The sequence below is a fragment of the Bacillus sp. S3 genome (assembly GCF_005154805.1).
Classification (GTDB): domain Bacteria; phylum Bacillota; class Bacilli; order Bacillales; family Cytobacillaceae; genus Neobacillus.
The window spans coordinates 1,144,631-1,171,610 of sequence record NZ_CP039727.1; the positions used below are offsets into that span (position 1 = coordinate 1,144,631).

At 41.5% G+C, this 26,980-nt stretch carries 28 protein-coding genes; 15 read left to right on the top strand and 13 right to left on the bottom strand.

Annotation, left to right across the window (positions count from 1 at the left end):
• Positions 1-8 precede the first annotated feature (8 nt).
• Positions 9-1,679 carry a glycoside hydrolase family 13 protein gene (locus FAY30_RS05380; RefSeq protein WP_149868915.1) on the top strand — a complete coding sequence of 557 codons (1,671 nt, stop codon included), beginning with the start codon at positions 9-11 and terminating at the stop codon, positions 1,677-1,679.
• A gap of 48 nt (positions 1,680-1,727) precedes the next feature.
• Here the strand turns inward: FAY30_RS05380 and FAY30_RS05385 are convergent, their stop codons facing one another.
• Complete coding sequence (locus tag FAY30_RS05385; RefSeq protein WP_149872610.1) at positions 1,728-2,243, bottom strand: DoxX family membrane protein; 516 nt, start codon at positions 2,241-2,243, stop codon at positions 1,728-1,730.
• Between the two features lie 261 nt (positions 2,244-2,504).
• Between FAY30_RS05385 and FAY30_RS05390 the strand changes: the two genes are divergently transcribed.
• Entirely contained in the window at positions 2,505-4,742 is a 2,238-nt protein-coding gene (locus tag FAY30_RS05390; protein ID WP_149868916.1) for a sensor domain-containing protein, read from the top strand.
• 44 nt (positions 4,743-4,786) lie between these two features.
• Here FAY30_RS05390 and FAY30_RS05395 read toward each other — a convergent pair whose 3' ends face one another.
• On the bottom strand, positions 4,787-5,176 hold the full coding sequence (locus FAY30_RS05395) for a YuzC family spore coat inner layer protein (RefSeq protein WP_149868917.1): 390 nt from the start codon (positions 5,174-5,176) through the stop codon (positions 4,787-4,789).
• 174 nt (positions 5,177-5,350) lie between these two features.
• Between FAY30_RS05395 and FAY30_RS05400 the strand changes: the two genes are divergently transcribed.
• Positions 5,351-6,289 (top strand): COX15/CtaA family protein, encoded by a 939-nt coding sequence (locus FAY30_RS05400; RefSeq protein WP_149868918.1) that lies wholly within the window; start codon positions 5,351-5,353, stop codon positions 6,287-6,289.
• A 42-nt stretch (positions 6,290-6,331) separates the two neighbouring features.
• On the opposite strand, the gene FAY30_RS05405 is transcribed toward FAY30_RS05400, so the two are convergent.
• Entirely contained in the window at positions 6,332-7,207 is an 876-nt protein-coding gene (locus FAY30_RS05405; RefSeq protein WP_223820906.1) for a LiaG family protein, read from the bottom strand.
• Between the two features lie 206 nt (positions 7,208-7,413).
• On the opposite strand from FAY30_RS05405, the gene FAY30_RS05410 reads away from it, so the two are divergent.
• Genes FAY30_RS05410 through FAY30_RS05430 form a run of 5 tightly spaced genes read left to right on the top strand, consistent with a single transcriptional unit; the run spans position 7,414 to position 10,322 of the window.
• Positions 7,414-7,746 carry a rhodanese-like domain-containing protein gene (locus FAY30_RS05410; protein WP_149868919.1) on the top strand — a complete coding sequence of 111 codons (333 nt, stop codon included), beginning with the start codon at positions 7,414-7,416 and terminating at the stop codon, positions 7,744-7,746.
• Between the two features lie 19 nt (positions 7,747-7,765).
• Positions 7,766-8,731: a bile acid:sodium symporter family protein gene (locus tag FAY30_RS05415; protein ID WP_190284828.1), complete on the top strand. Its 966-nt coding sequence runs from the start codon at positions 7,766-7,768 to the stop codon at positions 8,729-8,731.
• Positions 8,732-8,755: 24 nt separating this feature from the next.
• Positions 8,756-9,691, top strand: a complete 936-nt coding sequence (locus FAY30_RS05420) for a dipeptidase (RefSeq protein WP_149868921.1) — start codon at positions 8,756-8,758, stop codon at positions 9,689-9,691.
• Positions 9,692-9,714: 23 nt separating this feature from the next.
• A complete protein-coding gene (locus FAY30_RS05425) occupies positions 9,715-9,945 on the top strand; it encodes an excisionase family DNA-binding protein (protein ID WP_149868922.1) in 231 nt (76 codons plus the stop codon).
• Positions 9,945-10,322: a DUF488 domain-containing protein gene (locus FAY30_RS05430; protein ID WP_149868923.1), complete on the top strand. Its 378-nt coding sequence runs from the start codon at positions 9,945-9,947 to the stop codon at positions 10,320-10,322. Before FAY30_RS05425 ends, FAY30_RS05430 begins: the two co-directional genes overlap by 1 nt.
• A 284-nt stretch (positions 10,323-10,606) precedes the next feature.
• Here the strand turns inward: FAY30_RS05430 and FAY30_RS05435 are convergent, their stop codons facing one another.
• Both FAY30_RS05435 and trhA read right to left on the bottom strand, forming a co-directional pair.
• Entirely contained in the window at positions 10,607-11,428 is an 822-nt protein-coding gene (locus tag FAY30_RS05435) for a YitT family protein (RefSeq protein WP_223820907.1), read from the bottom strand.
• 134 nt (positions 11,429-11,562) lie between these two features.
• Entirely contained in the window at positions 11,563-12,210 is a 648-nt protein-coding gene (gene trhA / locus FAY30_RS05440) for a PAQR family membrane homeostasis protein TrhA (RefSeq protein WP_149868925.1), read from the bottom strand.
• 130 nt (positions 12,211-12,340) lie between these two features.
• On the opposite strand from trhA, the gene FAY30_RS05445 reads away from it, so the two are divergent.
• On the top strand, positions 12,341-12,931 hold the full coding sequence (locus tag FAY30_RS05445; protein WP_149868926.1) for a DUF1836 domain-containing protein: 591 nt from the start codon (positions 12,341-12,343) through the stop codon (positions 12,929-12,931).
• On the opposite strand, the gene FAY30_RS05450 is transcribed toward FAY30_RS05445, so the two are convergent.
• Entirely contained in the window at positions 12,922-14,472 is a 1,551-nt protein-coding gene (locus FAY30_RS05450; RefSeq protein ID WP_149868927.1) for a glycosyl hydrolase family 28-related protein, read from the bottom strand. The two genes, FAY30_RS05445 and FAY30_RS05450, sit on opposite strands and share 10 nt — an antisense overlap.
• 143 nt (positions 14,473-14,615) lie before the next feature.
• On the opposite strand from FAY30_RS05450, the gene FAY30_RS05455 reads away from it, so the two are divergent.
• From FAY30_RS05455 to FAY30_RS05480, 6 genes are all read left to right on the top strand, one after another.
• A complete protein-coding gene (locus tag FAY30_RS05455) occupies positions 14,616-15,332 on the top strand; it encodes a VOC family protein (RefSeq protein WP_149868928.1) in 717 nt (238 codons plus the stop codon).
• Between the two features lie 124 nt (positions 15,333-15,456).
• Positions 15,457-16,035 carry an RNA polymerase sigma factor gene (locus FAY30_RS05460; RefSeq protein WP_149868929.1) on the top strand — a complete coding sequence of 193 codons (579 nt, stop codon included), beginning with the start codon at positions 15,457-15,459 and terminating at the stop codon, positions 16,033-16,035.
• Positions 16,025-17,134 carry a DUF4030 domain-containing protein gene (locus FAY30_RS05465; RefSeq protein ID WP_149868930.1) on the top strand — a complete coding sequence of 370 codons (1,110 nt, stop codon included), beginning with the start codon at positions 16,025-16,027 and terminating at the stop codon, positions 17,132-17,134. The genes FAY30_RS05460 and FAY30_RS05465 overlap by 11 nt, the downstream gene beginning before the upstream one ends.
• A 135-nt stretch (positions 17,135-17,269) precedes the next feature.
• A complete protein-coding gene (locus FAY30_RS05470; protein WP_149868931.1) occupies positions 17,270-17,581 on the top strand; it encodes a DUF3892 domain-containing protein in 312 nt (103 codons plus the stop codon).
• A gap of 114 nt (positions 17,582-17,695) precedes the next feature.
• Positions 17,696-18,190, top strand: coding sequence for a CBO0543 family protein (locus FAY30_RS05475; protein ID WP_149868932.1), 495 nt, complete (start codon positions 17,696-17,698; stop codon positions 18,188-18,190).
• Positions 18,187-18,663, top strand: a complete 477-nt coding sequence (locus FAY30_RS05480) for a CBO0543 family protein (protein ID WP_149868933.1) — start codon at positions 18,187-18,189, stop codon at positions 18,661-18,663. Before FAY30_RS05475 ends, FAY30_RS05480 begins: the two co-directional genes overlap by 4 nt.
• A gap of 42 nt (positions 18,664-18,705) precedes the next feature.
• Here the strand turns inward: FAY30_RS05480 and leuD are convergent, their stop codons facing one another.
• The 7 genes from leuD to ilvB form a co-directional block, all read right to left on the bottom strand.
• A complete protein-coding gene (gene leuD / locus FAY30_RS05485) occupies positions 18,706-19,290 on the bottom strand; it encodes a 3-isopropylmalate dehydratase small subunit (RefSeq protein WP_149868934.1) in 585 nt (194 codons plus the stop codon).
• Entirely contained in the window at positions 19,291-20,709 is a 1,419-nt protein-coding gene (gene leuC / locus FAY30_RS05490) for a 3-isopropylmalate dehydratase large subunit (protein WP_149868935.1), read from the bottom strand. It abuts the gene before it with no gap.
• Between the two features lie 220 nt (positions 20,710-20,929).
• The gene (gene leuB / locus FAY30_RS05495; protein ID WP_149868936.1) at positions 20,930-22,036 is read right to left on the bottom strand and encodes a 3-isopropylmalate dehydrogenase; all 1,107 of its coding nucleotides are present in this window, start codon (positions 22,034-22,036) and stop codon (positions 20,930-20,932) included.
• Positions 22,037-22,116: 80 nt separating this feature from the next.
• Entirely contained in the window at positions 22,117-23,661 is a 1,545-nt protein-coding gene (locus FAY30_RS05500; protein ID WP_149868937.1) for a 2-isopropylmalate synthase, read from the bottom strand.
• On the bottom strand, positions 23,648-24,679 hold the full coding sequence (ilvC, locus tag FAY30_RS05505; protein ID WP_149868938.1) for a ketol-acid reductoisomerase: 1,032 nt from the start codon (positions 24,677-24,679) through the stop codon (positions 23,648-23,650). Before ilvC ends, FAY30_RS05500 begins: the two co-directional genes overlap by 14 nt.
• Before the next feature lie 26 nt (positions 24,680-24,705).
• Entirely contained in the window at positions 24,706-25,227 is a 522-nt protein-coding gene (ilvN, locus tag FAY30_RS05510; protein ID WP_149868939.1) for an acetolactate synthase small subunit, read from the bottom strand.
• Positions 25,224-26,951 carry a biosynthetic-type acetolactate synthase large subunit gene (gene ilvB / locus FAY30_RS05515; RefSeq protein WP_149868940.1) on the bottom strand — a complete coding sequence of 576 codons (1,728 nt, stop codon included), beginning with the start codon at positions 26,949-26,951 and terminating at the stop codon, positions 25,224-25,226. Before ilvB ends, ilvN begins: the two co-directional genes overlap by 4 nt.
• Positions 26,952-26,980: the final 29 nt, after the last annotated feature.

Genomic DNA, 26,980 nt, shown 5'->3' on the forward strand with positions numbered 1-26,980 from the left:
GGTGCATCATGAGCAAAAAGTGGTGGAAAGAAAGTGTCGCCTATCAGGTTTACCCGCGAAGCTTCATGGATAGCAATGGGGACGGGATTGGTGATTTAAAAGGGGTAACATCCAAATTAGATTACTTAAAAGAGCTGGGAATTGATGTCATTTGGCTGTCGCCAATGTTCAAATCACCAAATGATGACAATGGTTATGATATCTCTGATTACCAAGATATTATGGATGAATTCGGGACAATGGCCGATTTCGATGAGCTGCTAGAAGGCGTTCATCAGCGCGGTATGAAGTTGATCCTAGATTTGGTCATCAATCATACAAGCGATGAACATCCATGGTTTATTGAATCCCGTTCTTCCAAGGATAATCCAAAACGTGATTGGTACATTTGGAGAGATGGTAAAGCTGGAAAACAACCAAATAACTGGGAATCAATTTTCAGCGGTCCTGCATGGAGGTATGATAAAAAAACGGATCAATATTTCATGCACATCTTTTCTGCCCGTCAGCCTGATTTAAACTGGGAAAATTCTGAGGTTCGGGATGCGCTCCACAGCATGGTGAATTGGTGGCTCGACAAAGGTATCGACGGTTTTCGTGTGGATGCCATTTCTCATATTAAAAAAGAACCGGGATTCCCAGATATGCCTAACCCGGATCATTTAGATTACGTCCCATGTTTTCCTAAAATGATGAATGTGGATGGGATTGATGAGTGGTTAAGAGAACTTTCTGAGAAAACGATCAAGAACTATGACGTGATGACTGTTGGCGAGGCAAACGGGGTCGGGCTAGATGATGCCGATCGTTGGGTTGGCGAAGAAAACGGCTATTTCAATATGATTTTCCAATTTGAGTTTTTGAACCTTTGGAATAAGGATGCAAAAGGCGGTACAGATGTACGCGCTTTGAAGAAGAACTTAACCAAATGGCAAAAAGGGCTGGAAGGCAAGGGATGGAACGCCTTATTCATTGAAAACCATGACCAGCCGCGCCGAGTTTCAAGCTGGGGCGACGATAAGAAATATTGGCAAGAAAGTGCCAAGATGCTAGGTGCCCTATACTTCCTAATGAAGGGCACGCCATTTATCTATCAAGGGCAGGAAATTGGAATGACCAATATCCAATTCCCATCCATTGAAGATTATAATGATGTCGGAATGGTCAACTTTTACCATGTCGAAACAGCCAAAGGCCGTCCACATGATGAGATTATGGAGATAATTTGGAAGCAATGCCGTGACAATGCCCGAACGCCGATGCAATGGAATGGCACCAACATGGGCGGATTTACAATAGCTGACCATACCTGGCTTGGGATAAATCCAAACTATAGGGAAATCAACGTTGAAAAACAAGTAAACGATCCTGATTCTATTTTTAATTTTTATAAGAAATTGATTCAACTACGCAAGAACAATCCATTGTTTGTTTACGGCACCTATGAATTATTACTAGCAAACCATCCTAGGCTGTTTGTTTATATACGGAAATTAGGCAGCAGACAGGCCATTGTTATCAATAACTTTAGTGCAAAAGAAACTCGGTTTAAATTGCCGTCGAGCGTAAACTATTCCACGTCTGACCTTGTTCTGCACAATTATGACGTGTCTGGACAGAAATTACGTAAAGAATTCACACTTAAACCTTATGAAAATAGAGTATATTTATTGAAATAAAACAAGACGATTCGGATTTCCGAATCGTCTTTTGCCTTGAAGAATAGGCTATGCAGTCACTTTTGCTTTTGTATTGCCAATCCCTTTTTTGCTCATTTTTCTGATGAAAGGAACGACCCACCTGTCTAAACCGATTCTACCAGCATTATAACCGGCGGCTAGGATGATAAATCCAAGGAATATGTCTGTTGGGTTATGAGAAACCGTACCTGCTAAGAAGAAGCTAAAGTTCATGACTAGACCAAAGAACATGGCGGCAGTGGTTAAGCATCCTAGGAGAAGTCCTAAGCCGATTAATAATTCACCCCAAGGAACGATAAAGTTAAATATGTCTACATTTGGAAGGGCAAATCCTTTTAAGAATTCAACATACCAGCCGTAAACTACGGTACCATCCGGCCCTTTCACCGGATTCGCTGTCACACCTTTTAAAAATCCAGATGCGTCAAATCCTCCTGTTATTTTGTGTAACCCTGCTGTAAACCAAGAATAGCCGAGGTATAATCGTATGACTGTTAAGAGGACGGCAGAGATTTTATTTTCCCGTAATAATTTGTTAAACATAATGCCTTCCGCCTTTCGTTTATTATTTGTTTCTCTTTCTACTTCCAATATATTAGATTTTTATATAAAAAACATGGCTATAGTAACAAGTTCAAAGTTTGTTCGAAATGTTTTGACAAATAAATGAACAGTGCAATAGAAAAAAATGCGTAATCACTTTCATTTTCCAAATCCTTCAATTGTTAAAAAAGTCGAATTTTGTTATTTTATAGTTACATAAATTTTTTGCCAACCTTTTGTAGAGAAAAAAGGAGAAGACAAATGAGACCTAAACTCGAACACTTTCAACTTAAATGGATCGTTTTCTTTTGCTTGATTACTATGTCCGAAATTCTTGATATCACCGCTTCATTCTTTCATTCTACTATAGTGGTTTTTCGATATGTCTCAATTGTTGTGCTCCTAGGTATAATCCCATTTCTAATTGTCACCTTAAAAAGGTGGGTAAACACGGAAGAAGAGCTTATGCAAAACAAACAAAAATTAAACAATATATTTGATACCCTTGATGTAGCTATATGGTCGCATGATTTAAAAACAGATACGCTATTCATCACCCAGGGGATTGAAAAATTATATGGATATGAGTCAGAAGATTTTTATCAGGATCATCAACTTTGGAAAAAGGTTATTTACCCAGACGATTTACCGATTTTGGCAAAAAGAAAAGCAAAAGTTGCTCAGGGAGAAACTGTGACGAGTGAATATCGAATTATTCGGCCAGACGGGGAAGTGCGCTGGATCTTAGACAGGGGTTTTCCAACGCTTAGTCTGCAAGGGAATCTTGATCATTTTAACAGCGTTTTATTTGATATAACTGATCTGAAAGAAAGTGAAGACAGGTATCGGAGTTTAGTAGAAATGTCTCCAGATATTATTGCAGTCGTCAGCCAAGATAAAATTGATTATATTAATGAGGCTGGCTGTAAGTTAGTTGGGGCAAGCCATCCTGAAGAGTTAATTGGACAATCACCGTTGAATTTTGTCCCGGCAGAAATTATTGAAGCCTTCAGAATTAAGGGAGTTACACATCATGAAAAAAGTAAGAGACTTGAATTTCAGGTGAAACAACTGAACGGGGAGACCATTGATGTTGAAATGGCTTCCGCACCTATCTTTTATGAAGGCAGGTTTGCGGTCCAGGTGGTCGGCAGAGATATCACTGAACGAAAGATTGCTGAAAAGACCATTCAAAATATGGCGTATTTTGATTCATTGACAAGTCTGCCAAACCGAAATCAGTTTAGGAATCACCTTAACGAAGTATTAAATCGGCAGCTAGATAGTAATCTGCTCGCTGTTTTATTTTTAGATCTAGACCGGTTTAAGGTCATTAATGATACGAAGGGTCATACCGTTGGAGATAAGATTCTTCAAAGGGTGGCGAACAGATTAGAAATGGCCGTTCAAGATGATGGGTTTGTCTCGAGACAGGGTGGGGACGAATTTATTATTTTACTCGAAGATACGGATAAGGAACGGGCCGCTGTGGTAGCCCAACGAATCCTATATGAATTTTCTAAACCATTGGAAGTGAACAGCCAAGAATTCTTTGTCACACCTAGCATTGGCATCAGTCTTTATCCAACAGATGGGTTAGATGAAGAATCCTTAATAAAAAATGCAGATATTGCAATGTACCAGGCAAAGGAACGCGGGAAAAATAATTTCCGATTCTATTCCTCCAATTTGAATGGTTTATCGGTTCAGAAAATGGAGATGGAAAATGCATTGCGCAAAGCCATAGAAAAGAATCAGTTGGCGCTTTATTATCAGCCGCAGATCTCTTTGGCAACAGGGGAATTAGTTGGAATTGAGGCATTAATTCGCTGGCAGCATCCGGAACACGGGTTTATTGCCCCTTCTGAATTTATTCCTTTAGCGGAGGAAACTGGGCTGATTGTGCCAATCGGCAAATGGGTGTTGTGGGAAGCCTGCATACAAAGAAAAGCTTGGGGAAATGCAGGTCTTTGTCATGTTCCAGTCGCCGTCAATGTATCGGTTCGCCAATTTGAAGATGATCATCTCATTGAATATATTTCAACCGTATTGGATGAGGTAGGACTTGAGGCGGACCAATTGGAACTGGAAATTACCGAAAGTATCATGCAAAACTTGGAGAATTCAACGATTATCCTTAATCAACTAAAAAAGCGTGGTGTGCTGCTTTCCATCGATGATTTTGGAACAGGCTATTCTTCGCTAAGTTATTTAAAGCATCTGCCAATTGATAAAATCAAAATCGATAAAACATTTGTCGATGATATTATTTATCATTCGAATCAAGGTGTGATGGTTAAAACGATAATTGATATGGGGTTAAATTTGAATTTTACCGTTATAGCTGAGGGTATTGAAACCGATGAACAACTTTTCTTTTTGAAGAAGAATGAGTGTAAGATTGGTCAAGGGTACTTATTCAGCAAGCCTATTCCTTCTGAACAAATGGAAGAATATCTTTTGAATACAAACAGAAAAAGTGGTACTCCTAATTCATAAAAGGGGGTACCACTTTTTATATGATGTACAAGTGTCTACTCGTTTTACTGTCCCCATTTCATCGCCACGGTTAAGGTGCAGCAATTACTCGGATGTTGTTGGGTTGGTTCCGTTGTTAGGATGAAATTCACACCGGATGGGGTAAACTTCGTTATCACTGGCACTTTTAAACCAATAGATTTAATCATTTGATCTACTTCAGCGTTTTTTCCTTGCTGGGCCTCGCTCATCAATTTTTTTGAAAAATTAAGATCGCCTAAACGGTCTAATAATATACTTCCTTGTTCCATTAATAGGCGGAATGACTTTACTGAGCCCGCAAAAATTTTCGTATCAACTGGCGGATACGTACGGGGAATAGGATAGGCTGCGGGGTAGCCGGGATAAGACGGCATTGGGTGAACAGCCGGATAATGAAAAGGGTAGTAGTACATGCTTCACTCTCCTTTCACCTAGAAAAACACAAGGCCATATACGGTATGAAAGTATTGGATTATTGGTTCCTTGGAATTTCGAATAGAAACGTGATTCAAATCACCGTAATGATTGTCCATTTCTGGTAAATTGTAACTGAATTCGAAATTTTCTCAAAATCAGGAGGGGAAAAGGTGACAATTAAACGATTAGCTTTCATCAGCATTCTATTAACCTATTTCTTAATCGTATTTGGAGGCTATGTGGCTTCCTCAAATTCTGGAATGGGATGCGGCCCGGAGTGGCCATTATGTAATGGGGATGTGGTTCCGACTTTAAAGGGGGATACATTGATTGAATTTGCCCATCGGGTTATTGGAGCAGTCCTTGGGGTGCTGTCCGTCTGGTTATTTTTTAAGCTCATCCGCACAAAGGTTGAATTTACTGCCCGCTTAGTGGCTTTTTTTATGCTTGGATTGCTGATTTTTCAAGTGCTCTTGGGAGCAATTGTGGTAGTACGTGATTTGCCTTCGCTGATTATTACGATTCATTTAATCGTGGCCATGCTATTTCTTGCGTGCTTAATTTGGATCTGGAGGTATCCTGGTCTTGAGGACAGTTCTAAGCCCATTCATTTTATGAAAGGAATGGATAGGGGAGTAATTAGACATCTCAATATTTTACTCATTCTCCTTTTGGTGACACTCGCTTTTGGTGCTTATATAAAGCATCAATCCTACGGCTTAGCCTGTGGGTGGTTTGGCTGCAAACAATCCTTTTTTCCTTTATCAACTCCGGAGCTATTACAAACGATTCATCGAGGGCTGGCGGTTATTTCTACCATTTATATTCTGTTACTGACTTGCTGGGCATATGGAAAAGGATGGGGGAGAAGTCTTCGGCGGCGTCTTGCACTAGGAACGTTGACAATACTTATTCAACTTGTGATCGGGGCAGCGCTTGTGGTGACATTTATTGATATTCCATGGGCCGTGCTGCACCTTGCAGTTGCAACAGGATTGTTTGCTGTTATAAGTGAGGCAAGGATATACGCCGGGAATGGGCTGATGAAAACAAGCTCTAGCATTATGACAAGCAGAAAATGGCATAGCGGCAGAGAGAGTCTCGATTAATACAAAAAGCGTGTGGATTTCATGGCATCCACACGCTTTTTATTAATGTATCCGAATATTTCCACTAGAAACATCAAGGTCGATATCATATTTACCAGATCCATGTTTACCTTGAATACTGTGCTTATTAAGCTCTTTCTCAGTCAATGGAAAATCGCTAGAAATGTTTCCGCTGCTAATATCGCCGTTAAGAGTGAAGTCCGCGTTATCAGGTAAATCAAGCCCCACATTCCCAGAGCTTACATCAATTTTTACTGAATTTTTCAATTGGTCCATTTGGAGAGTTAGTCTACCAGATGAAACATCAGCTTCAATCGCACCGGTATAGTGCTTAATTTCAAGGTTACCGGAACTAAGGTCAAAGGTACCTGTTTCCGTCTTAAGTGAATCTATCTCTACATTACCGGAGCCTACATCCTGTTTCCATTGGTTTACGATAAGATTTCTGAAAGTCATGTTACCAGAACCAATATCAACGGTTACTTCATCTAATTTAAGCGGCTTCTCTTTAGACTGACCGGACAAATGTAAATTTCCTGAACCCAAATCAATCACCATATTTCGGTCGTAATCTTTAGGAATGTATATCTTTAACTGAGACTTTTCTGAAAACGTAAACCAGTTGAACCAATTAAATCCCTTGCTTTTTACGGAAACCTCCACTGTATCTCCCATTTCTGTGACCTTTAATGTTTGCTTCCCATTATAAACAGCCTTTAAATTGGAGCGATCCTCCGGAATAATTGTTGTACTAACACTTGATACATCTACTTTTATTACCTCGGTAGCATTGGTAATGGCTGCTTGCCCGTTTGAATTACTGCCATTGCTTGCACCAAATATTTCAAAGCGGTGGGCCTGATTGAACACTATATATAATCCGGTTATTACCAATAGCAATACCAATATTCTTTTCATTTTTTAACATCCCCTTTTCTTTCGTACTCCTTCTATATATAGGATAATAAATCCTTCAGGTTTCCTCCATGTACCGGAGATTTATTTTTATCTAAGACTTAAGGTGTATTAAATGGTTCAACGACTACTTTATTTTCGAATAGCGAAAGATTTTTATCGTTCATATTAAAGAAATTGTGTTATTCTTGTTTTTGGAGGTGCAAGAAATGACAAACAAAAAGATTACACCAAAAGAGCTCCATGAAAGATTGCAAAGTGGTGAAAAGGTAGTCGTATTAGATGTCCGAGCAGAAGAAAAATTCAATGAATTTCATATAAAGGAAAGCCTTAATCTTCCTAAAAATATTATTTTTCAACTAGATGGAGAAGAAGAGGGGCAGATTTCCTTACCAAAAGATCAGGAAATGATTGTCACATGCACAACAGGGAATTCCGCAGCAAAATGTGCGGCTATTCTAGACACACACAAGTATCATGTGACTGTGTTGGATGGAGGTCTTACAGCGTGGAAAGCATATTTGAGCTCACTGGAAGATTGATGGGGAGAGTCCTCTAATCATGCAAAAATTAAATAAACAACTAGAAAAAATTATGCCTTTCATTACTCCGGTTAGCGTGGTATTGGGTGTGCTGCTCAGTACCTATCTGAAGGATTTTTCTTATTTAATCCCGTGGATTTTCGCCTTTATGACCTTCGCTGGAAGTTTAAGTTCTAACTTCAAATCATTAAAAGAGGTCATGATCCATCCGTTTCCCATTTTATTAGCGATGATGATCCTGCATGTCCTCATGCCCCTATGGGCCTGGGGAGTTGGGCATATCGCTTTTTCAGGTGATGCCTACACGATCACCGGACTCATTTTAGGAATGGTTATCCCAACAGGTGTCACAAGCTTTATTTGGGTTTCCATCTATAAAGGCAATATTCCCTTAGTGCTGGCAGTGATCTTGATTGATACATTGCTTTCGCCAATCCTAGTTCCGCTTTCACTTTCGTTGTTTGTCGGTCAACGGGTTGAACTGGACTTCATCAGTATGATGAAAGGATTATTGGGGATGATTGTCATTCCTTCCCTTATCGGCATGCTATTAAACCAAGCCACAAAGGGGAAAATTAATGAACAAGTAGGTTCCCGGCTTGCTCCTATTTCAAAAATATGCATTGGTATTGTCGTTATGCTGAACGGCTCAGTCGTCGCTCCTTATTTAAAACATATCAATTTGAAGCTTGTTGGTATTGCCTTGACCGTCTTTTTAATCGCCTTAACAGGGTATTTGTTTTCCTTCCTGTTAGGGAGGCTGATGAAACGAGATCGGGACACGGTAATCACATTGACTTTTTCAGGGGGAATGAGAAATATTAGTGCAGGTGCTGTACTGGCAGTCTCTTTTTTTCCGGCCGCAGTTGCGGTACCAGTGGTTGTTGGCATGTTATTTCAACAAATCCTTGCCTCAACGAATGGATATTTCCTCGATCGCTTTTACCATAAAAAAGTCCATGAACAAGAATCAGTTGCTCTATAAATTTAGCCAAAAGGGGTTTTTGGATTGAATATTATCGATCTCCATTGTGATGCTTTGATGAAGCTTCAAGAAGCCAATGGGACATTACGATTTGCGGATGCACCGGAATTACTTACAAATAAATCCAGGTTGCAGCAAGGCAAAGTCAAGGTACAATGCTTTGCGATTTTTATTGAACCAGATATTAAGGGAGATCAGAAATTTCAAGTCGCACTTGAGCAAATCGATTATTTTTACAAAGAAGTGCTGGGGAAAAATCCGGACATGGTTCATATCAGGGAATGGTCTGATTTTGATCGGTTAAAACTTGGCCAGATTGGTGCAATGTTAACGTTGGAAGGTGTAGATGCCATTGGAAACGACCTATCGAAGCTCCATATTCTTTTCCAGCTCGGGGTTCGCTCTGTTGGTCTAACTTGGAACCAAGCAAATCTTGCCGCGGACGGTGCCGGCGAACCGCGAGGTGGGGGACTAACGGTATTTGGAAAAGAGATTGTAGAGTTTAATAACGAACATCAAATCCTGACTGATGTATCGCATTTAAGCGATAAAGGAATTTGGGAGGTCATTGAATTAGCCAAATATCCGATTGCGAGCCACTCCAATGCGCGGGCACTATGTCATCATCCGCGCAACATAACAAATGAACAGGCGGAAGCGATGTTTGCCAAAGGCGGTCTGATTCACGTTGTGTATCATCCACCATTTATTAAAGAATCTGGCGAGGTTTTTATTAACGACCTTGTGAAGCATATTGATCATTTTTGTTCACTAGGAGGCGTAAAGCAACTTGGTCTAGGCTCTGATTTCGATGGAATATCCACTTTTGTAACTGATTTAGCAGATGCCTCTATGAGCCAAAATCTCATAAATGAACTGTTAAAGCATTTTAAAGAGGAAGAAGTGAGGGGATTTGCTTCCGAAAACTTCTTAAACCATCGGCCAGGGATCGGAAGATAAACTGTTATAAAGGAGATAATCCATTGTACCTTACAATAAAAGAAACAGCAGACTATTTATCGGTACCAGAGACAACCGTTAAAAGCCTTATCCAGCAAAAAAAAATTCGCGCCTTATTTGATGGCAGCGACTATTTAATTTACAAAGACCAATTCAACACTCATCTGAAACAGGTGGAAAAATACAAGGAATTGATTGAAGAAATCCTAAGCGAACCAATTCCGGATAGCATCGACGTAAAGGACGAGGATTAATGGTAACGACTATTTTTCTAAAAAGAGTCTATGAACCCTTTGATGAGAATGATGGCTGCCGAATTTTAATCGACCGGTTGTGGCCGCGGGGAATCTCTAAAGAGGCTTTGAAGTTAACCCATTGGTTTAAGGAGATCGCTCCAAGCACCGAACTTCGCAAATGGTTTTGCCATAAACCAGAGCTGTTTGAGGAATTTAAAGAGAAATATCTTAATGAACTTCTCAGCGATGATCAAAAGCAGGAGCTTATCGGGCAAATTTTTGAGATTGCGGCAGTGGAAAGGGTAACACTTCTTTATGGTGCGAAGGATCCGGTCTATAACCATGCTCAAGTATTAATGGAGGAACTTACTAGGTTAGAGGATACTATACAGTAAAAAAGCAGTTGGGCGGAAAATAGCTCATCTGCTTATTTACTATATAAGAATTTATAAGTTTCGACTTTGGAAATGTCCAGCTTCAGCGCCCTAGCGCCTAGTGTCCTTCGCTCTCCGCCCTACGATAAGTCAAGCACGAATGCGCCTCCGGCTCTTCGTGTTTCCTTTATCTCAGTTGGAGTGCCCCACAAGGAAAGCTTCGTCAGCATAGGCATCGCACGAAGAAAAAGCGTTAGCTTTTTCGAGGAGGCAATACGCCGCTGAACAGGGCGCTTCCGCTTTTCTTAGTCCTTTCGGAAACGCCCCATTACTTCCATGGTTTGCATGATGTTTACAAATGCCTTCGCATCCACTGTTCTAATGGTATGCTTCGTTTCATTTAGTTCAAACTTGGTAATCACGGTCGTTAACACCTTTTTCGGCTTATGGGTGTAGGCACCTTCCGCATCCGTTATTGTAACGCCGCGGGAATGCAGCCGGAGTAAGGCCTCACTAAGCTCTTCATATTTCTCTGTGACAATTGTTAAGGTTAATTTGTTCTGCGTGGTGTAAACCATATCCACAGCACGTCCGGCTACATAAATGGCGATAATGGTATACAGCGTAATATTCCAGCCGAAAATCAGCCCGGAAATCCCCACCACTAATAGATTCATACATGTATTTAAAAAGCCGACTTGCATGTTTTTTTGCTTGGCAAGGGTGAGACTGATGATATCTGTACCTCCGGTTGAGCCGCCAAGGCGAATGATAATCCCTACGGCAATTCCGTAAAGGGCACCGCCAATAATCGATGAAAGAAGTATATCAGGGCTAATCGCATGAATCGGAATAAACTTCATGCTAAATGATAAAACCACAACAGCGAAACCAGAGAGCAAAACAAATCGTTTTCCTAAGAATTTCATACCTAATAAAAATAATGGAATATTAATGGCCAAAATTACCCAACCGGTATTGATATTCGTATAATGGTGAATAAAAAAGGCGATGCCTGTTACACCACCTGACGTCAACTTATGTGGAATAAGAAAGGTATTAAAGGCAAATCCAAAAAGCATGGAGCATAGTCCAATGACGATGATTTGAAAAAGTAACCGAAACAATTGAAACACCTCTATTAATTCTGTGCTTTTTATTAAACACTTCATTTTAGTGTGAGTCAATATGATATTTTTAATGTCATTAGATTGTTAAAAAGATTTTGTGGTTGATAAAAAAACACCTCATTTGAGGAGTTTTAAATGACGTATAGGTAGACAGATAAAAAGTGCGCTAAGCTGCCCAGCATTATGAATATATGAAAAATCTCGTGGAAGCCCAAATACTTCGTTTCTAAAAACTTCGGTTTAGCCCCGTAAATGACTCCGCCAATGGTATAAAAGATTCCTCCTAGGATGAGTAAAAACAAACCGACTGGGTTTAAACTTCCTGTTAAGGGTGAAAAAACAAACACAATCATCCAGCCCATGGCGATGTATAAGGCAGTTGAAATCCAGCGCGGGCAATTAAACCACACCATTTTAAACACAACCCCGCTGATGGCTACACCAGAGATGATCGAAAATAGGATCGCACCTGTTTTTTCGTTCAAGCTAATAAAACAGAAAGGGGTGTACGTACCGGCGATCAGCACAAAAATCATCGAGTGATCAAGCCTCCGTAAAAAGGCAATGACATTAGCGCGGGCGATGACCATGTGATAGGTGGCAGATGCCGAGTAAAGCAGAATCATACTCACTCCAAAAATGATAACGGCCGAAAGTGTAAGCGGGGTAGGTGTCGTCATCGCCGCTTTAATTACCATGGCAAGCAGTCCGACAAAACTAAAAAGAGCTCCTGCTAAATGGGTTAATCCATTAATCGGTTCGCGAATATAATTGTTCAATTGAAATCCCCCTAACACATCATGTAGTTTTTGTAACCACTTATAATGATACTAGTAAGATGAAACCTAGTCAATGTTTATTTCATCATGTATAATAAAATTATCTATAAGTACTGCGGGGTTTTTTATAATGGAAAATATGAAACAGATTATCGATTCACTTGGTCTGGAAACAAGTTTAAGCTTGGATGAAATTCCAAAGATAGACCTGTATATGGATCAAGTCATTCAATTATTCGAAAATAAATTCAACGCATCAAAACGGAACGAAGAAGAAAAGGTTTTGACGAAAACGATGATTAATAACTATGCCAAGGGGAAGCTGATGTTTCCCATTCAAAATAAGAAGTATTCCAAAGAGCATCTTATTTTAATCAGCCTGATTTATCAGCTTAAAGGGGCGCTTTCGATCAATGATATTAAGGTAACTCTTAGTGGGTTGAATAAAAAGATTATCAATGAAGAGATGGAGTTAGATGCTTTTTATTCAAGCTACTTGCACCTGGCCAGTAAAAATACGGCCGATTTTAAAGTGGACATTGAGGGAAGGATAAAAGAAGTTAAAGAGGAAATTGCTTTGACTGAAAAGGAAAGTTCGGAATACCTTGAGCAGGTTTTGATGATCTCATCGCTTGTTCATATGAGTAATTTATATCGTAGAGTGGCCGAAAAGCTGGTAGATGAGATCGTTGTTGAAAAAGAAGGAAAGCGTCAAAAGTAAACGTTGGCGCTTCCCTGGTTTTCTAGCGAAAAATCCTGTACACCTGGCCCGACTTCGATTTTCTCCGAAGGGCAATTATGAATTTGAATAGAATCAGCTCGGTTTTCACCCCCGTAAATCTTGATCACGGGACCGGTCTTATAAAAATCTGCAGCTGTAATATTATGTAGGATCACATTTCTAGCCCGATATTGAAGTGCTATTATTGGATTTCTTTTGAAATCATAATCGGGATCGCCAATCAAGGTGAAATGGTTGATTACGACATTTTTATAGGCGGAAACCACCATCCCCCGCGGCGTAGAATCTTTATATAATTCAGTGAAAATGGGCGCGATCACTGCTAGATTAACGGCAATAATATTGAAAGCTGATTTTGATTCAGCGTCTGCGATTTTGTGATGCCCGATATGGCGGAAGTTAAAGGCCCGATTATCATGAACAGAAATATGCCCAACAATTTGGACATTGGAGGCCGCCGAGGAATTCTGGTGGGCCTTAATTTCCACCCCGCCAAAACACCTGGCAGAAGAATTATTCACCAATAACACATTTCGTGAACCATCATCGACCTCAATCCCGTTAGAATTGGAAAAGCCCTTCTTGTGAGCCCGTCCGCTGGGGTCGCACATATGGGAATTGGAAATATAGATATAATCGCTATGATGTGTCGTGATTCCGTCATCCCCGAAGCCATATCCGGTTAAGCGGTCGAGCCAGACATATTTGCTTCCGCCCCGGGCTCGGTACCCATCACCGGCATAATTGTACTGTGTCGAAGAGATATCAAAACAATGAAGCCCCGGGTTAATCCCCTCGACATTCTTCACCCAGCCATAGGTCACATTTGCATAGGTCAGGCAGCTTGAATGATTGCCCCATGTACTTGTTTTTGCCTTATTGCCAAGTCTCTCCACATTCCAATCCAAACTCATTCCTTCAACAAGCAGATGATGATTCCCGCTCCAATGATGAGCGTTTGTAATGATGCGGCTGCCCTTTGGAGCTTGGTCATGAAGCTTAATGGTTGTCTTACCTTTTCCGGAGCCGGCAAGCCATGTCCAGGACGGCAAGCGGACTTCTTTTGTGACATACACTCCAGAGGGGACAATAACCTTTACATGACCTTTGCCAAGTGCATTTTTAAAAGCAGCCGTACAATCTGTTTTTCCGTCCCCAACCGCACCAAAATCCTCGATATTTACTTCCCTTGTTATGTGTTTTAACAACTGGGTGTATTCTTGATCAAGCTTGTCCTTCCAAGCGGGACCGACATTTCCTTCACCATCGGCAAGGATTCGTGTCGGTTCCAAAATCTGCGAACGCTTTGCTGCCAGACGAAATAAGCCTTCTTTGAATTTTTCTGAAAAAGAAAGCGGCTGTCCTTTTTCAAGAATCGGAGAATGAGAGACAAGAAGGCATTGTTCAAATAAATCTTCCGTTTCTTTGATTACTTGCCTCAAATCAAGTTGTTTTCCGGTAATTTGCGTCAGCAGTTCTTTATTTTTCCCAGGGTCGTGGGTTTTATCGTATGCGGTCATTTTTATCACTCCTGTATACAAGTATTATAGCGTGAACATGGGATAAAGGAAAAAGTACCCTTTTTGTCGAAGTTTAAGCATTTGCAGCGGATGTTTATACTGTAAACTAAGACTAGAAGTTAATAGGAAGTGGAGTTGGAAGAATGGGAAATACGATCAAGATGTTTGTAATCGCAACAAGAGACGGAAACACTGCGAAATACTTTTACGAGAGTCTGTTTAATTGGAAAGTTACGGATGTAGGACCATTAATGCAAATTTCCGGCGCAGGCCTGAGCAGTCATATTCTTAAATGGCCGCATAAAGACCATCCAACACATGTCAGTATCTACATAAATGTTGAAAATATTAAGGAATGTTTGTCGAAGGTGGAGGAAATGGGTGGGACGGTAATTCTACCGGAAATGGCGGTCCCAACTGGCGGGTCGATTGCTCAATTCGTTGATCCGGATGGGATCATCATCGGCGCTTACCAGGGCACTACCCATACCGAAAGTCAAAGCAAACCCGTAATTGTAGTGAATCAAATTGGGTTCTTTGAAATTGCAGCTAGAGAAGGAGACCGCTCCAAAAGATTTTATGAGTCTGTATTCAATTGGCGGATTACCGATGATGGTCCAATCATGAGCATCTCTGCAGAAGACGCCGGCTTAGACGGCCACCTTTTCAATTGGACATTTGAGGAACCACCATATTTGACACTTTATATTCGAGTGGAGGACGTGGCAGCTAGTTTAGAGAAAGTAGCCGAGCTGGGCGGGAAAGTCATCATCCCAGAAACGGAGATTCCAAGCGGCGGCACTTTTGCCCAATTCCTTGACCTTGATGGAAATGCGATTGGTATTTACAGCGGCCGATAATTGCATAGCAAGTATATTAACCGGGATTTTTTTCAAAAGTCCCGGTTATTTTTATTAAAAGTGAAACCAAACATATGGTGAAAACGACATACTATTGAACACAGTATAGAGAGGGGCCTCTCAATTGAACAACGAACAAAAATTGATGGATCGAATCCGTAAAGGTGATGGGGAGGCGTTCAGTCTGCTCGTGGAAGAATTATTGTCTGCTGCTTATAAAACAGCTTATCTCATTCTCCGATCAAAGGACCTGGCTGAAGATGCCGTCCAAAATGCACTAGAAGACTGCTACATTAGCATTATAAAAAAAAGGGAAATTCGCAAATTTAAGGCGTGGTTTTACCGGCTAGTGTATTCTCGTGCGATCGATATTTACCGTAAAAACACACGTTTCCATGCTGCCGATATTGAAGAAAACCCTGAGGCACTTGCGAAAATGATTTCGGAATCTGCTCAAAAACGTGCAATCCAAAATGAAAATATGAATGAAATGCTTGTCCTTATTTCTAGTCTTCCTAAAGAGCAAAGTGTTCCAATTTTGCTTTACTATTATGAAGATATGCCGATTAAAGAGATTAGCCTCATTCTGGGTGAAAATAGTAACACGATTAAAACAAGATTAGCGCGTGGAAGAAGAAAACTTGGAGAAATCATGGAAAAGAACGATAGGTATCCTCTGGAGGTGAAGTCACATGGGATATAAAAAAGAAGAAGATCGGATTCTTGATCAGCTCCGGGTTCCAATCTCTTTTGAAAGATTTACAAAAGAACTTCCTAAAAGGTACAGGGAAGGCGAATTTGATGAGCATAGAATTGAACAAGTGGATAAAGAATGGGATCAATTTCAAAAGAGGTTGGTAAAACAATGGACTTTAGGTAAAAAGATTGCGGCCTTCACGCTTGCATCCGCAGCCAGCTTGCTGCTCTTTATGGGGTCCGGCTTCATTTCACCGGCAATGGCAAAAATACTGGCTAAAATCCCGCCAATTAGCTCCATCTATGATCGTTATGTCAATCTTTCCGAGGTAATTACGAAGGAATTGAAACAAAAGGGGTATCCGGTAAAAGAGGTACGGGAGCATGTTGGCGGGAATAAGGAAGGGGTTTATATCTTTCTAAATGCCTCTGATAAGAAAATAGAGGAGATGAAGCCCGGAATTGAAAAAATTTCATTTGGCATACTACACGGTGAACAATATAAGGGTACGAGAATTGAGGATTATTATGTTAAAGTAAGAAAATTTGTTGAGGAACCGGAAGATTGGAAGAAGGAACAGGATCGAATCACAAAGGAAACGGATGAGATATTTAAAATTGTCGAGCCTGTTTTAAAATCTTTTGGATATGAAAACGTCTGGGGCGGCGGTCCGGACAAAGTTGAGCTTGAATTTCCTAATACAGAAAGTAAAGAGAAAATAGCTGAAATTAAAAATGCTGTAGAGAATGCGTTAAAAGCTGCAGGGAAAGAATCCGTTACGGTTAAAACTATAACCTTTAATCTTGCGAAAAGAGAGCATTACAGCCGCTGGTCAAATGCCGTTTCGGGAATTGGCCATGAATTCATGACTTACAAAAAATATCATGTTTCCGGTGTCGGCTACAAAAGTATTGATGGGGAAAAAATGCAAATTAAAATTCGCATGAATTTGCTGAGTACCGATCCGAAAACAGATGAACTAGCGAAGGACCTTCATGCCATGGCTGAAGACTTCATCCATTCAGAGGAAATCTGGCAAAAAGTAAAGGATGACCCGTACGAAATCATCATCTCAAGTAAGGATAAGAAAACGTTGAATAAATGAAGCCGCTCATCGTGGGCACCGTTTCAATCGATAGAATAAATCAATTGTTTTTATTGAACAGTTTTTGACAATTTAAATCCCTGGATATATTTTGTAAAAAGAAAAATACTAACGAGTGTTCGGAGGTGGATTTGAATGGAACAAGATTTTGAAAAAATTTACAACCAATACAAGCAGCAAACGGAGCAACAGGCACAACTGGAAGGGAATCAACCGAATCTAGATGGGAAAGAAGAATTTGTTGCAGTCAGGAAAAATGATGACGGTGATTTAATTGCTTTTAAAACAAATACAGGGAGGGAACTGGATTATTTAACGGCACTTGCTGAGGCGAAGGCAGGGAAGATAGCCCATATCGATGTTTTTCACAAATATGGGAGGGACATTATCCGCAGCGAGCCGGATGGGATTAAAGAAAATAATCTAGATCAATTGCCGGAATTCTAGCGATTATCAAGGTGATTTGCAAAAGGCTTTACTCCAAATAAAATGGGGTAAGGCTTTTATTTTTATTCTTTTTAGTAAATTATAAAGGCATATTCCCCTGAAAGGATTCCAAGTATGTCAATTAATAATATCGTTATCATTCTTATGTTGGTTATTGGTCTCATTTCCATTATCTTTTTTATTCCGAAAAATCGCAGGAGAAGATTTATTCTTTCATACCTGTTTTGCCAATCACTTACGTGGATAAGTTCTATGTTTCATGCACAGTTTGACTTGCTTTCATTTCCGGCTCGAGAATTCCCTTATGCCACCGACCTGCTAATAACGACTGAATATTTTTTTTATCCGATTATTTGTGGGTTTTATATCAACTTTGAGCACAAAGTAAACTATTTCTATCGATTTTTCTATTTGTCCATTTGGGTATCATTTTTAACAGTGATCGATGGTTTGATTGAGCGGTATACGGACTTGATTGAATATGTCCATTATGCATGGTATTGGACGTGGTTGGACTTTTTTTGTTTATTTGCTATTTCAAATTACCTCTATAAAAGGTTTTTCAAAGATAAATCGCTGTTTCGAAGTGATAAGGAGATCACAAGGTGAAAATTGAATGGATTATTTTAATTTCTGTGTGGCTTGTTACTAGCGGATTGATATTTATTATTCCAAAAAACAAAAGACGAATCGCAATTGTTGCATTTTTTTTCAATCAAATAATTACTTGGATTGCTGGTTTACTTGTTGTTGAATATCATTTACTATCGTACCCTGTCCGGCTTTTTTCAGATATTAATCGATCAAGCTTTACTTTTGAGTACTTTGTCTATCCGGTGATTTGCGGTATTTTCAATGCATTTTATCCAAATTCCTGCAATGCATTATATAAGTTTATGTACTACTTTATTTTTTGTACCATTCTAACCATTCCGGAAATATTTCTAGAAAAAAAGACCGACTTGATCCAGTATATCCATTGGACCTGGTATTGGACATGGAGTACATTATGTATCACATTTTTCATGACAAGAGCCTTTTGTGTTTGGTTTTTCAATGGGTTATCAAAAGAATTGGAGTGAAAATAAAAAGAGCTTGGATTTTTCCAAGCTCCTTTTATTAGGCTACTTTTTTGAAAACTCATATTCCTTAATTTTATCTTCGTACGTTAGGGTAACCCCAATCTCATCCCAGCCGTTAAGCAGCATTTCTTTCGGATATGGTGCAATATCAAATGTAAGTTTGAAACCTTCATTGTCGGTGACCACTTGATCTTCAAGATTCACTGTTAATTCATAAGTCTCGGATTCTGCCTTTTTCATAATAGCTTGAACTTGTTCCTCGCTTGCTTGAATCGCAAGGATGCCATTTTTCACACAGTTATTTTTAAAAATATCGGCATAGCTTGGTGCAATAATGACTCTAAAGCCATAGTCCTGAACAGCCCAAGGCGCATGCTCACGGGAAGAGCCGCAGCCAAAGTTTTCACCGGCTACTAAAATAGACGCATCCTTGTATTTGGCATCATTTAAGGGAAACTCGGGACGAGGGTTTCCGTTATCGTCAAAACGCCAATGATAAAATAAAAATTGTCCAAAGCCGCTCCGCTCGATCCGCTTTAGGAATTGCTTAGGAATGATTTGGTCTGTGTCGATATTTGGTCTGTTTAAAGGACAGACAAAGCCTTGATGGATGCGTAACGGTTCCATTTACATTACCTCCTGAGCAGTGAACTTGCGGACATCAACAAAATGACCGGCGACAGCTGCGGCAGCTGCCATCTCTGGGCTGACAAGGTGGGTGCGTGCACCGTTTCCTTGACGGCCTTCAAAATTACGATTGGAGGTGGAGGCACAGCGCTCACCAGCAGGGACAATGTCATCATTCATCGCTAGACACATACTGCATCCAGCTTCACGCCATTCAAAACCAGCTTGTTTAAAAATTTCGTCAAGGCCTTCTTTCTCAGCTTGAAGTTTAACGCTAAATGAACCAGGTACCACGATTGCAGTAACAGAAGGGTTCACCTTTCGACCGCGAATGACTTCGGCTGCTTTGCGAAGATCGCTTAACCTTGAGTTCGTGCAGGAGCCGATGAATACATGATCAATTTTAACATTTGAAATTGGCTGGCCGGCTTCTAGGCCCATGTATTCAAGTGCCCGGTTGATTTCGTCTTTCTCGGATGGTTTCTCTGTATCGTCTGGGCCTGGTACGTTAGCTGTAACCGGGATACACATACCGGGGTTTGTTCCCCATGTAACCTGGGGCTCAACCTCGGCAGCATCAATTTCTACGACTGCATCGTAGGCGGCGCCTTCATCGGTGGCAAGTGCACGCCATTTGGCCAAAGCTTCTTCGAATGCCTCACCTTGTGGGACATGGCGGCGGCCGCGTAAGTATTCAAATGTTGTTTCATCAGGTGTAATTAGTCCTGCTCTGGCGCCGGCTTCAATCGACATGTTACAAACAGTCATCCGTTCTTCCATTGAAAGGGCACGAATGGCTTCACCTGTGTACTCCATCACATAGCCGGTTCCAAATTGCACGCCAAATTTTCCGATAATCGCTAAGATTAGGTCCTTTGCCGTAACGCCAGTTCCAAGCTTGCCATTCACTTTGACATTAAGGGTCTTTGGAGGTGCCTGCCAAAGTGTTTGGGTCGCAAGAACATGTTCCACTTCGCTTGTACCAATTCCAAATGCTAGGGCACCAAATGCACCATGTGTGGATGTGTGGCTGTCGCCGCAAACAATCGTTTTTCCTGGCTGTGTCAATCCAAGCTCAGGACCGATGACATGGACAATTCCGTTATCTGGATGATGAATGTCTGCTAGCGTTACTTCGAATTCCTGGCAATTTTGTTGTAATGTATCGATTTGATTTTTCGAAATAGGGTCATTGATAACTAGTCGTTGGCGGGTTGGAACATTATGATCCATCGTCGCAAAGGTTAGATCGGGGCGGCGGACCTTACGCCCGTTCATGCGTAAACCCTCAAATGCTTGAGGAGAGGTTACTTCGTGAACAAGATGCAAATCAATATAAAGTAAATCTGGTTTTCCTTCTTCTTGATGGACAACATGCTGTTCCCAAATTTTTTGGATAATCGTTTTTGGTGTTTGCATAGCTTCCTTCCTCACGTTAATAAATTTAATTTCACGGTAATTAGCAAATATCACACTTCAATCAGCGGATATCCCGCTTCAATTGGCGGATAAAGCACTCCAATCAGCGAATACCCTGCTTCAATTGGCGGATAACGCACCCCAATCAGAGGATATCCTTATCTCCCCTAGATTTATAAGGGTAAACCGTCCAATAAGACGGTTTACCCCAAAAAGTTTCTTAATAATAGCAGCTGGCGATACATTTAGAAGCATTTTGAGACTTAATATAATCGACAATTAGTTTAGTCATTTCCGCGGTCCCAACAAGGCGGCCGTTTGCAACCTGAAGGTCACCTGTGTGGAAGCCGGCATCAAGAATGGATTGAACAGCCTCCTCAATGACTTTTGCTTCATCTTCCATTTGGAATGAATAACGAAGCATAAGGGCCGCAGAAAGAATCATCGCAACCGGGTTAGCGATCCCCTTACCGGCAATATCCGGGGCAGAGCCGTGAACTGGTTCATAAAGGCCAAGGCCATCTTCACGAAGGCTGGCAGATGGAAGCATCCCAAGTGAACCTGTTAAGACAGATGCCTCATCACTTAAAATATCACCAAACAAATTTTCCGTAACAATGACATCAAAATGAGTTGGATTCGTAATCAGTTTCATTGCTGCTGCATCAACTAAAACATGTTCAACAGCGACGTCTGGATACACTGCTTTTTTTTCTTCCACCACTTCTCGCCAAAGCTTGCTGGATTCTAAGACGTTGGCTTTATCTACAGAGGTCAAATGACCGCGCCGCTTTTGGGCTGATTGAAAGCCTTTATCTACAATTCTTTCAATTTCTTTACGAGTGTATGCAAGCGTATCAACAACAGAATTTCCGTTGTCACGGCGCTCGCTTGGTCTTCCGAAATAAAGTCCGCCAGTTAATTCACGTACAATAAGGAGGTCGCTTCCTGAAACCACTTCTTCCTTCAATGGTGAAGCATGGAGCAGGTTCTTAAAACCTTTAACGGGCCTTAAGTTAGCAAATAAATCGAGTGCCTTGCGGATTCCAAGCAATCCTCTTTCAGGACGTAAGTGGGAAGGATTTTGATCCCATTTTGGCCCGCCGACGGCACCTAATAATACAGCATCCGCCTCCTTACAGGCATCAACCGTTGAATCGGGAAGGGGAGTGCCGTATTGGTCAATGGCTGCTCCTCCGATTTCATGGGTTTCGAAGCTAAAACTATGATTATATTCTTCAGCAATTGCCTGTAACACATCTTTTGCCGAATTAATAACTTCCTTGCCGATACCATCACCGGGAAGTAGAACAATATGTTTTTTCATTAGAAGCAACCTCCTCATTTTTTTTGGGTGCCTGACACCCTTTGTACTATCTGTATACAGTAAATGGTGCCTGACACCATTTACAACACCGCTGGTTCTTTTGCAATTGCTTTTTGGTTGTAGAATACTCTGTTGACTGCGTTTAGGAAGGCTTTGCCTGATGCTTCTAGGACGTCCTGGGCGGATCCGCGTCCGCTTACTGCAGTATTGTTAACCGTCATTTTCACGTGGACTTCAGCAAGTGCGTCCCGCCCTTTACCGACGGAGGTCAAGTTGAAATCAGAGAGATGAATTTTTTCTTCAATTAATGCTTCTAATGTGTTGTATAATGCTTCAACACTTCCGCTGCCAGTTCTTGCTGTCTCTACCCGGTTACCGCATGGAGTCGTGAGAGCGACAGTGGCGGTAGGGAGGTTTCCAGAACCGCTTTGAACTTGGAAAGCGACAAGCTCATACTTTTTCACATCAACAGAAGCTGTTTGGATATCTAGTAAAATCGTATATAAATCTTCATCTGTTACTTCTTTTTTGCTGTCAGTTAATTGCTTAAATGATTTGAATGCTTCGTTTAGCTTCTCTTGAGATAAATCGAAGCCCATCTGCTCAATTTTGTCCTTAAAGGCATGGCGGCCTGAATGTTTTCCAAGAACAAGGTCATTGGATTGAACGCCAACCAATTCAGGCGTAATAATTTCGTAGGTCAAGGCATTTTTTAACACGCCATCCTGATGAATTCCTGATTCATGAGCGAAGGCATTTTTTCCAACAACGGCTTTATTGCCAGGGACCTTCATCCCAGTAAAGCGGCTCACCAAGTCACTTGTGCGCTTGATTTCTTTTAACACTAGATTCGTTGTGAATGGATAGCGGTCATTGCGAATATTTAAAGCAACGGCGATTTCTTCTAATGCTGCATTGCCTGCGCGTTCCCCAATGCCGTTAATTGTACCTTCCACTTGAGTAGCGCCATTTTCCACCGCTGCAAGCGAGTTGGCCACTGCCATACCTAAGTCATCATGACAGTGGCAGGACAGTGCTGCTCTATGAATATTCGGCACATTTTCTTTTATATAGCGGAACATCCGTCCATATTCTTGCGGCGTTGTATACCCCACAGTATCAGGAAGGTTGATGACAGTAGCTCCGGCATCAATCACCTTCGTAATGATTTGCACTAAAAAATCTAAGTCTGAGCGAGAAGCATCTTCAGCGGACCACTCAATATGCGGGAATCGTGTCTTCGCATACCTAACCATATCCACGGCTGTCTGCATGACTTGCTCAGGAGTTTTCATCAGCTTATATTGCATATGAATAGGGGAGGTTGCAATGAAACAATGCAACCTTGGTTCTGCCGCATCTTTTAAAGCATCCCACGCAATGTCAATGTCCGATTTTGTTGCGCGTGCCAAGCCTGTGACGGATGAATGTTTAATCGTCCGGGCAATAGCTCTAACCGCTTCAAAATCCCCTTGGGAGGAAGCCGGAAAGCCGGCCTCCATTATGTCAACGCCAAACCGTTCAAGCTGTCTGGCAATTTCTAATTTCTCAAGCTGGTTTAAATTCACACCAGGGGATTGCTCGCCATCGCGTAAGGTTGTATCAAAGATGTTAACGTGAACCATTTACCACCACTTCTTTCTTCGCATTTACTGGCTTCTTAATAAACGGCATTAATGCACGAAGCTCGCGTCCAACAGTCTCGATTTGGTGATTGTTTTCAGCGCGGTTAATGGCGTTGAATTGCGGACGGTTTGTTTGATTCTCTAAGATCCAGCTTTGAGCAAACTTACCAGTTTGGATATCTTTTAATACTTCTTTCATGCGCGCTTTTGTATCTTCGTTAACTACACGTGGTCCGGATACGAAATCACCCCATTGTGCAGTGTCAGAGATAGAATAACGCATGTTTTCTAATCCACCTTCATATAAAAGGTCAACGATTAATTTCAACTCATGTAAACACTCGAAATAAGCAACTTCAGGCTGATAACCGGCTTCTACTAAAGTTTCGAATCCAGCTTTGATTAGGGCAGTAGTACCGCCGCAAAGAACTGCTTGCTCTCCAAATAGATCCGTTTCTGTTTCTTCTTGGAAAGTTGTTTCTAATACTCCGGCACGAGCAGCACCGATTCCTTTTGCATAAGCAAGAGCAACATCACGTGCTTGACCAGTATAATCTTGGTAAACCGCATATAGAGCAGGAACTCCAGCGCCTTCTGTATAAGTACGGCGAACTAAATGTCCCGGGCCTTTTGGCGCAACTAAGAATACGTCAACATCGGCAGGAGGAACGATTTGGCTGAAATGGATGTTGAATCCGTGTGCGAAAACTAAGGAATTGCCAGCTTCAAGGTTTTCTTTAATGCTTTCTTCATATACTTTTGGCTGCATTTCATCTGGAAGAAGAACCATTACTACGTCAGCAGCAGCAGTTGCTTCAGCCACGGAACGAACATCTAGACCATCTTCGACAGCTTTATCCCATGATTTTCCGCCGCGAAGACCAACAACTACATCAAAGCCGCTTTCCTTTAAGTTAAGAGCGTGAGCATGACCTTGTGAGCCATATCCGATTACTGCGATTTTCTTTCCCTGTAAAACTGCCTCTTGAATATCTCCGTTATATAATACCTTTACCATTATGAATCATCCTTTCAGAAATATTATTATTTTAATAGTGAGTATGTTGCTAGTTCGTTTACTTGTGGCTGATGCCCGCGCTGCAGGGCTGTCAGTCCGGTTCTGGCAATTTCTTTAATACCGTAAGGGCGCAGCAGTTCAATCAACGCGTCAATTTTATCAGGACGGCCTGTTATTTGAACCGCTAAACTATCTTTACTTACGTCAATGATTAAGGCGCGAAACGGGTCAATGATTCCATTAATTTCGCTTCGCAGCTGACTTGAACTGGCTACCTTAATTAAGGCAAGTTCCCTGGCAACAACTGCTTTATCCGTAATATCGGAAACTTTTAATACGTCAATTTGCTTGTTTAATTGTTTCGTTACCTGCTCAAGACGCTGGTCATCCTCTACTTGGACGACTAAGGTCATCTTGGAAATGCCTTCGGTTTCTGTTGGGCCGACAGATATACTTTCAATATTGAACTGCCGCCTTTGCAGGAGGCCGGTCACCCGGTTGAGGACACCGCTGCGGTCTTGAACAGTCAATGTGATGATACGTTTCATGGTTTCACCCCAATCATTTCATGAATTCCTTTGCCAGGAGCAATCATTGGAAAAACTTTTTCCTGCTGCAGTACGCGGCAATCAACAAGAACAGGGCCATTATGGGCAAATACTTCTGGTAAAACTGTGACAAGTTCTTCCTGGCTTTCAACCTTGTAGCCGCGAATTGAGTAGCTTTCAGCAAGCTTCACAAAATCAGGCTGTGTATGAAGAATGGATTCTGAAATCCGGTTTCCGTGCAATAGTTCCTGCCATTGACGAACCATTCCAAGTGCACCATTGTTCACAATGATGATCTTGACTGGAAGGTTCCGTTCATAAATGACTGAAAGCTCCTGCAGTGTCATTTGGAAACCGCCATCGCCGACAATTGCAACAACAGTACTTTCAGGTGAAGCTATTTGTGCTCCGATGGCAGCAGGGAAGCCGAAGCCCATGGTCCCGAGACCGCCTGAGGTAATCCAGCGGTGCGGTGCATTAAAGGTATAATACTGGGCTGCCCACATTTGATGCTGCCCTACGTCTGTTGCGACAATCGCCTCGCCATTTGTTACTTTATGAACGGCCTCGATTACCCACTGTGGACACATTCCGCTTGGGTCGTTTTTATACCAAAGTGGATATTCCACTTTATATTGATTGAGCGTATCCCACCATGATTCATGTACGGGTGACTCCGCTGTTTGATCGATTAGCTCAATCAATGCCTCTTTTGCATCAGATACAATTGGAATCTGAGTGGGTACGTTTTTACCAATTTCCGCCGGATCGATATCGATGTGGGCGACCTTCGCATGTGGCGCGAAGTGTTTCAAATTACCGGTTAACCTGTCATCAAAGCGGGCACCAAAATTAATTAGTAAATCAGCTTCGTAAATTGCCATGTTTGCTGCATAAGTACCATGCATACCGCCCATTCCTAATGAGAGAGGGCTGTCTGCTGGAAAAGCACCTAGTCCCAGTAATGTCGTCACGACCGGAAGCTTGTGTTTTTCAGCAAATGCAGTTAATTCCGCAGAGGCCTTTCCATGAAGGACACCGGCTCCTGCTAGCACTACTGGCTTTTTCGCTTTTGCGATTGAATCTGCTAATTTTTTTATTTGCAATGGATTTGGCTTTGTTGTTGGCTGGTAGCCAGGTAAATCAATACTTGCTGCTTTAGGTTCTTCCATTAATATACCTGCCGAAATATCTTTCGGAATATCTACAAGAACCGGTCCCGGCCGTCCTGTAGATGCAATATGAAAGGCTTCCTTTACGATTCTTGGTAAGTCTGAAATGGATTGCACCTGGTAATTATGTTTGGTGATTGGTGTGGTAATCGCCATCACGTCAGCTTCCTGGAAGGCATCTGTTCCGATCACACTCCGCGCAACCTGCCCGGTGAATACCACAAGCGGTAAGGAATCCATCATCGCATCTGTAATTCCAGTAACCAGGTTTGTCGCACCCGGTCCTGAAGTAGCGATTACTACACCAGGATTACCAGTAATTCGGGCATAGCCTTCGGCGGCATGAATCATTCCTTGCTCGTGACGGAATAGAATGTGCTTAATCGTCCCTTGGGCTCGATAAATTGCATCGTAAATTGGCAGGACAGCACCACCCGGATACCCAAATATCGTATCAACACCTTCCGTTTTTAATAAATCAATGAGAAGGTCTGCACCTGTTTTTGGTGCGGTACTGGTTTGGAATTCCAGTTCTTTTGCTTCTACTTTCACGTCATAATCCCTCCCTGTGGATAATTGAA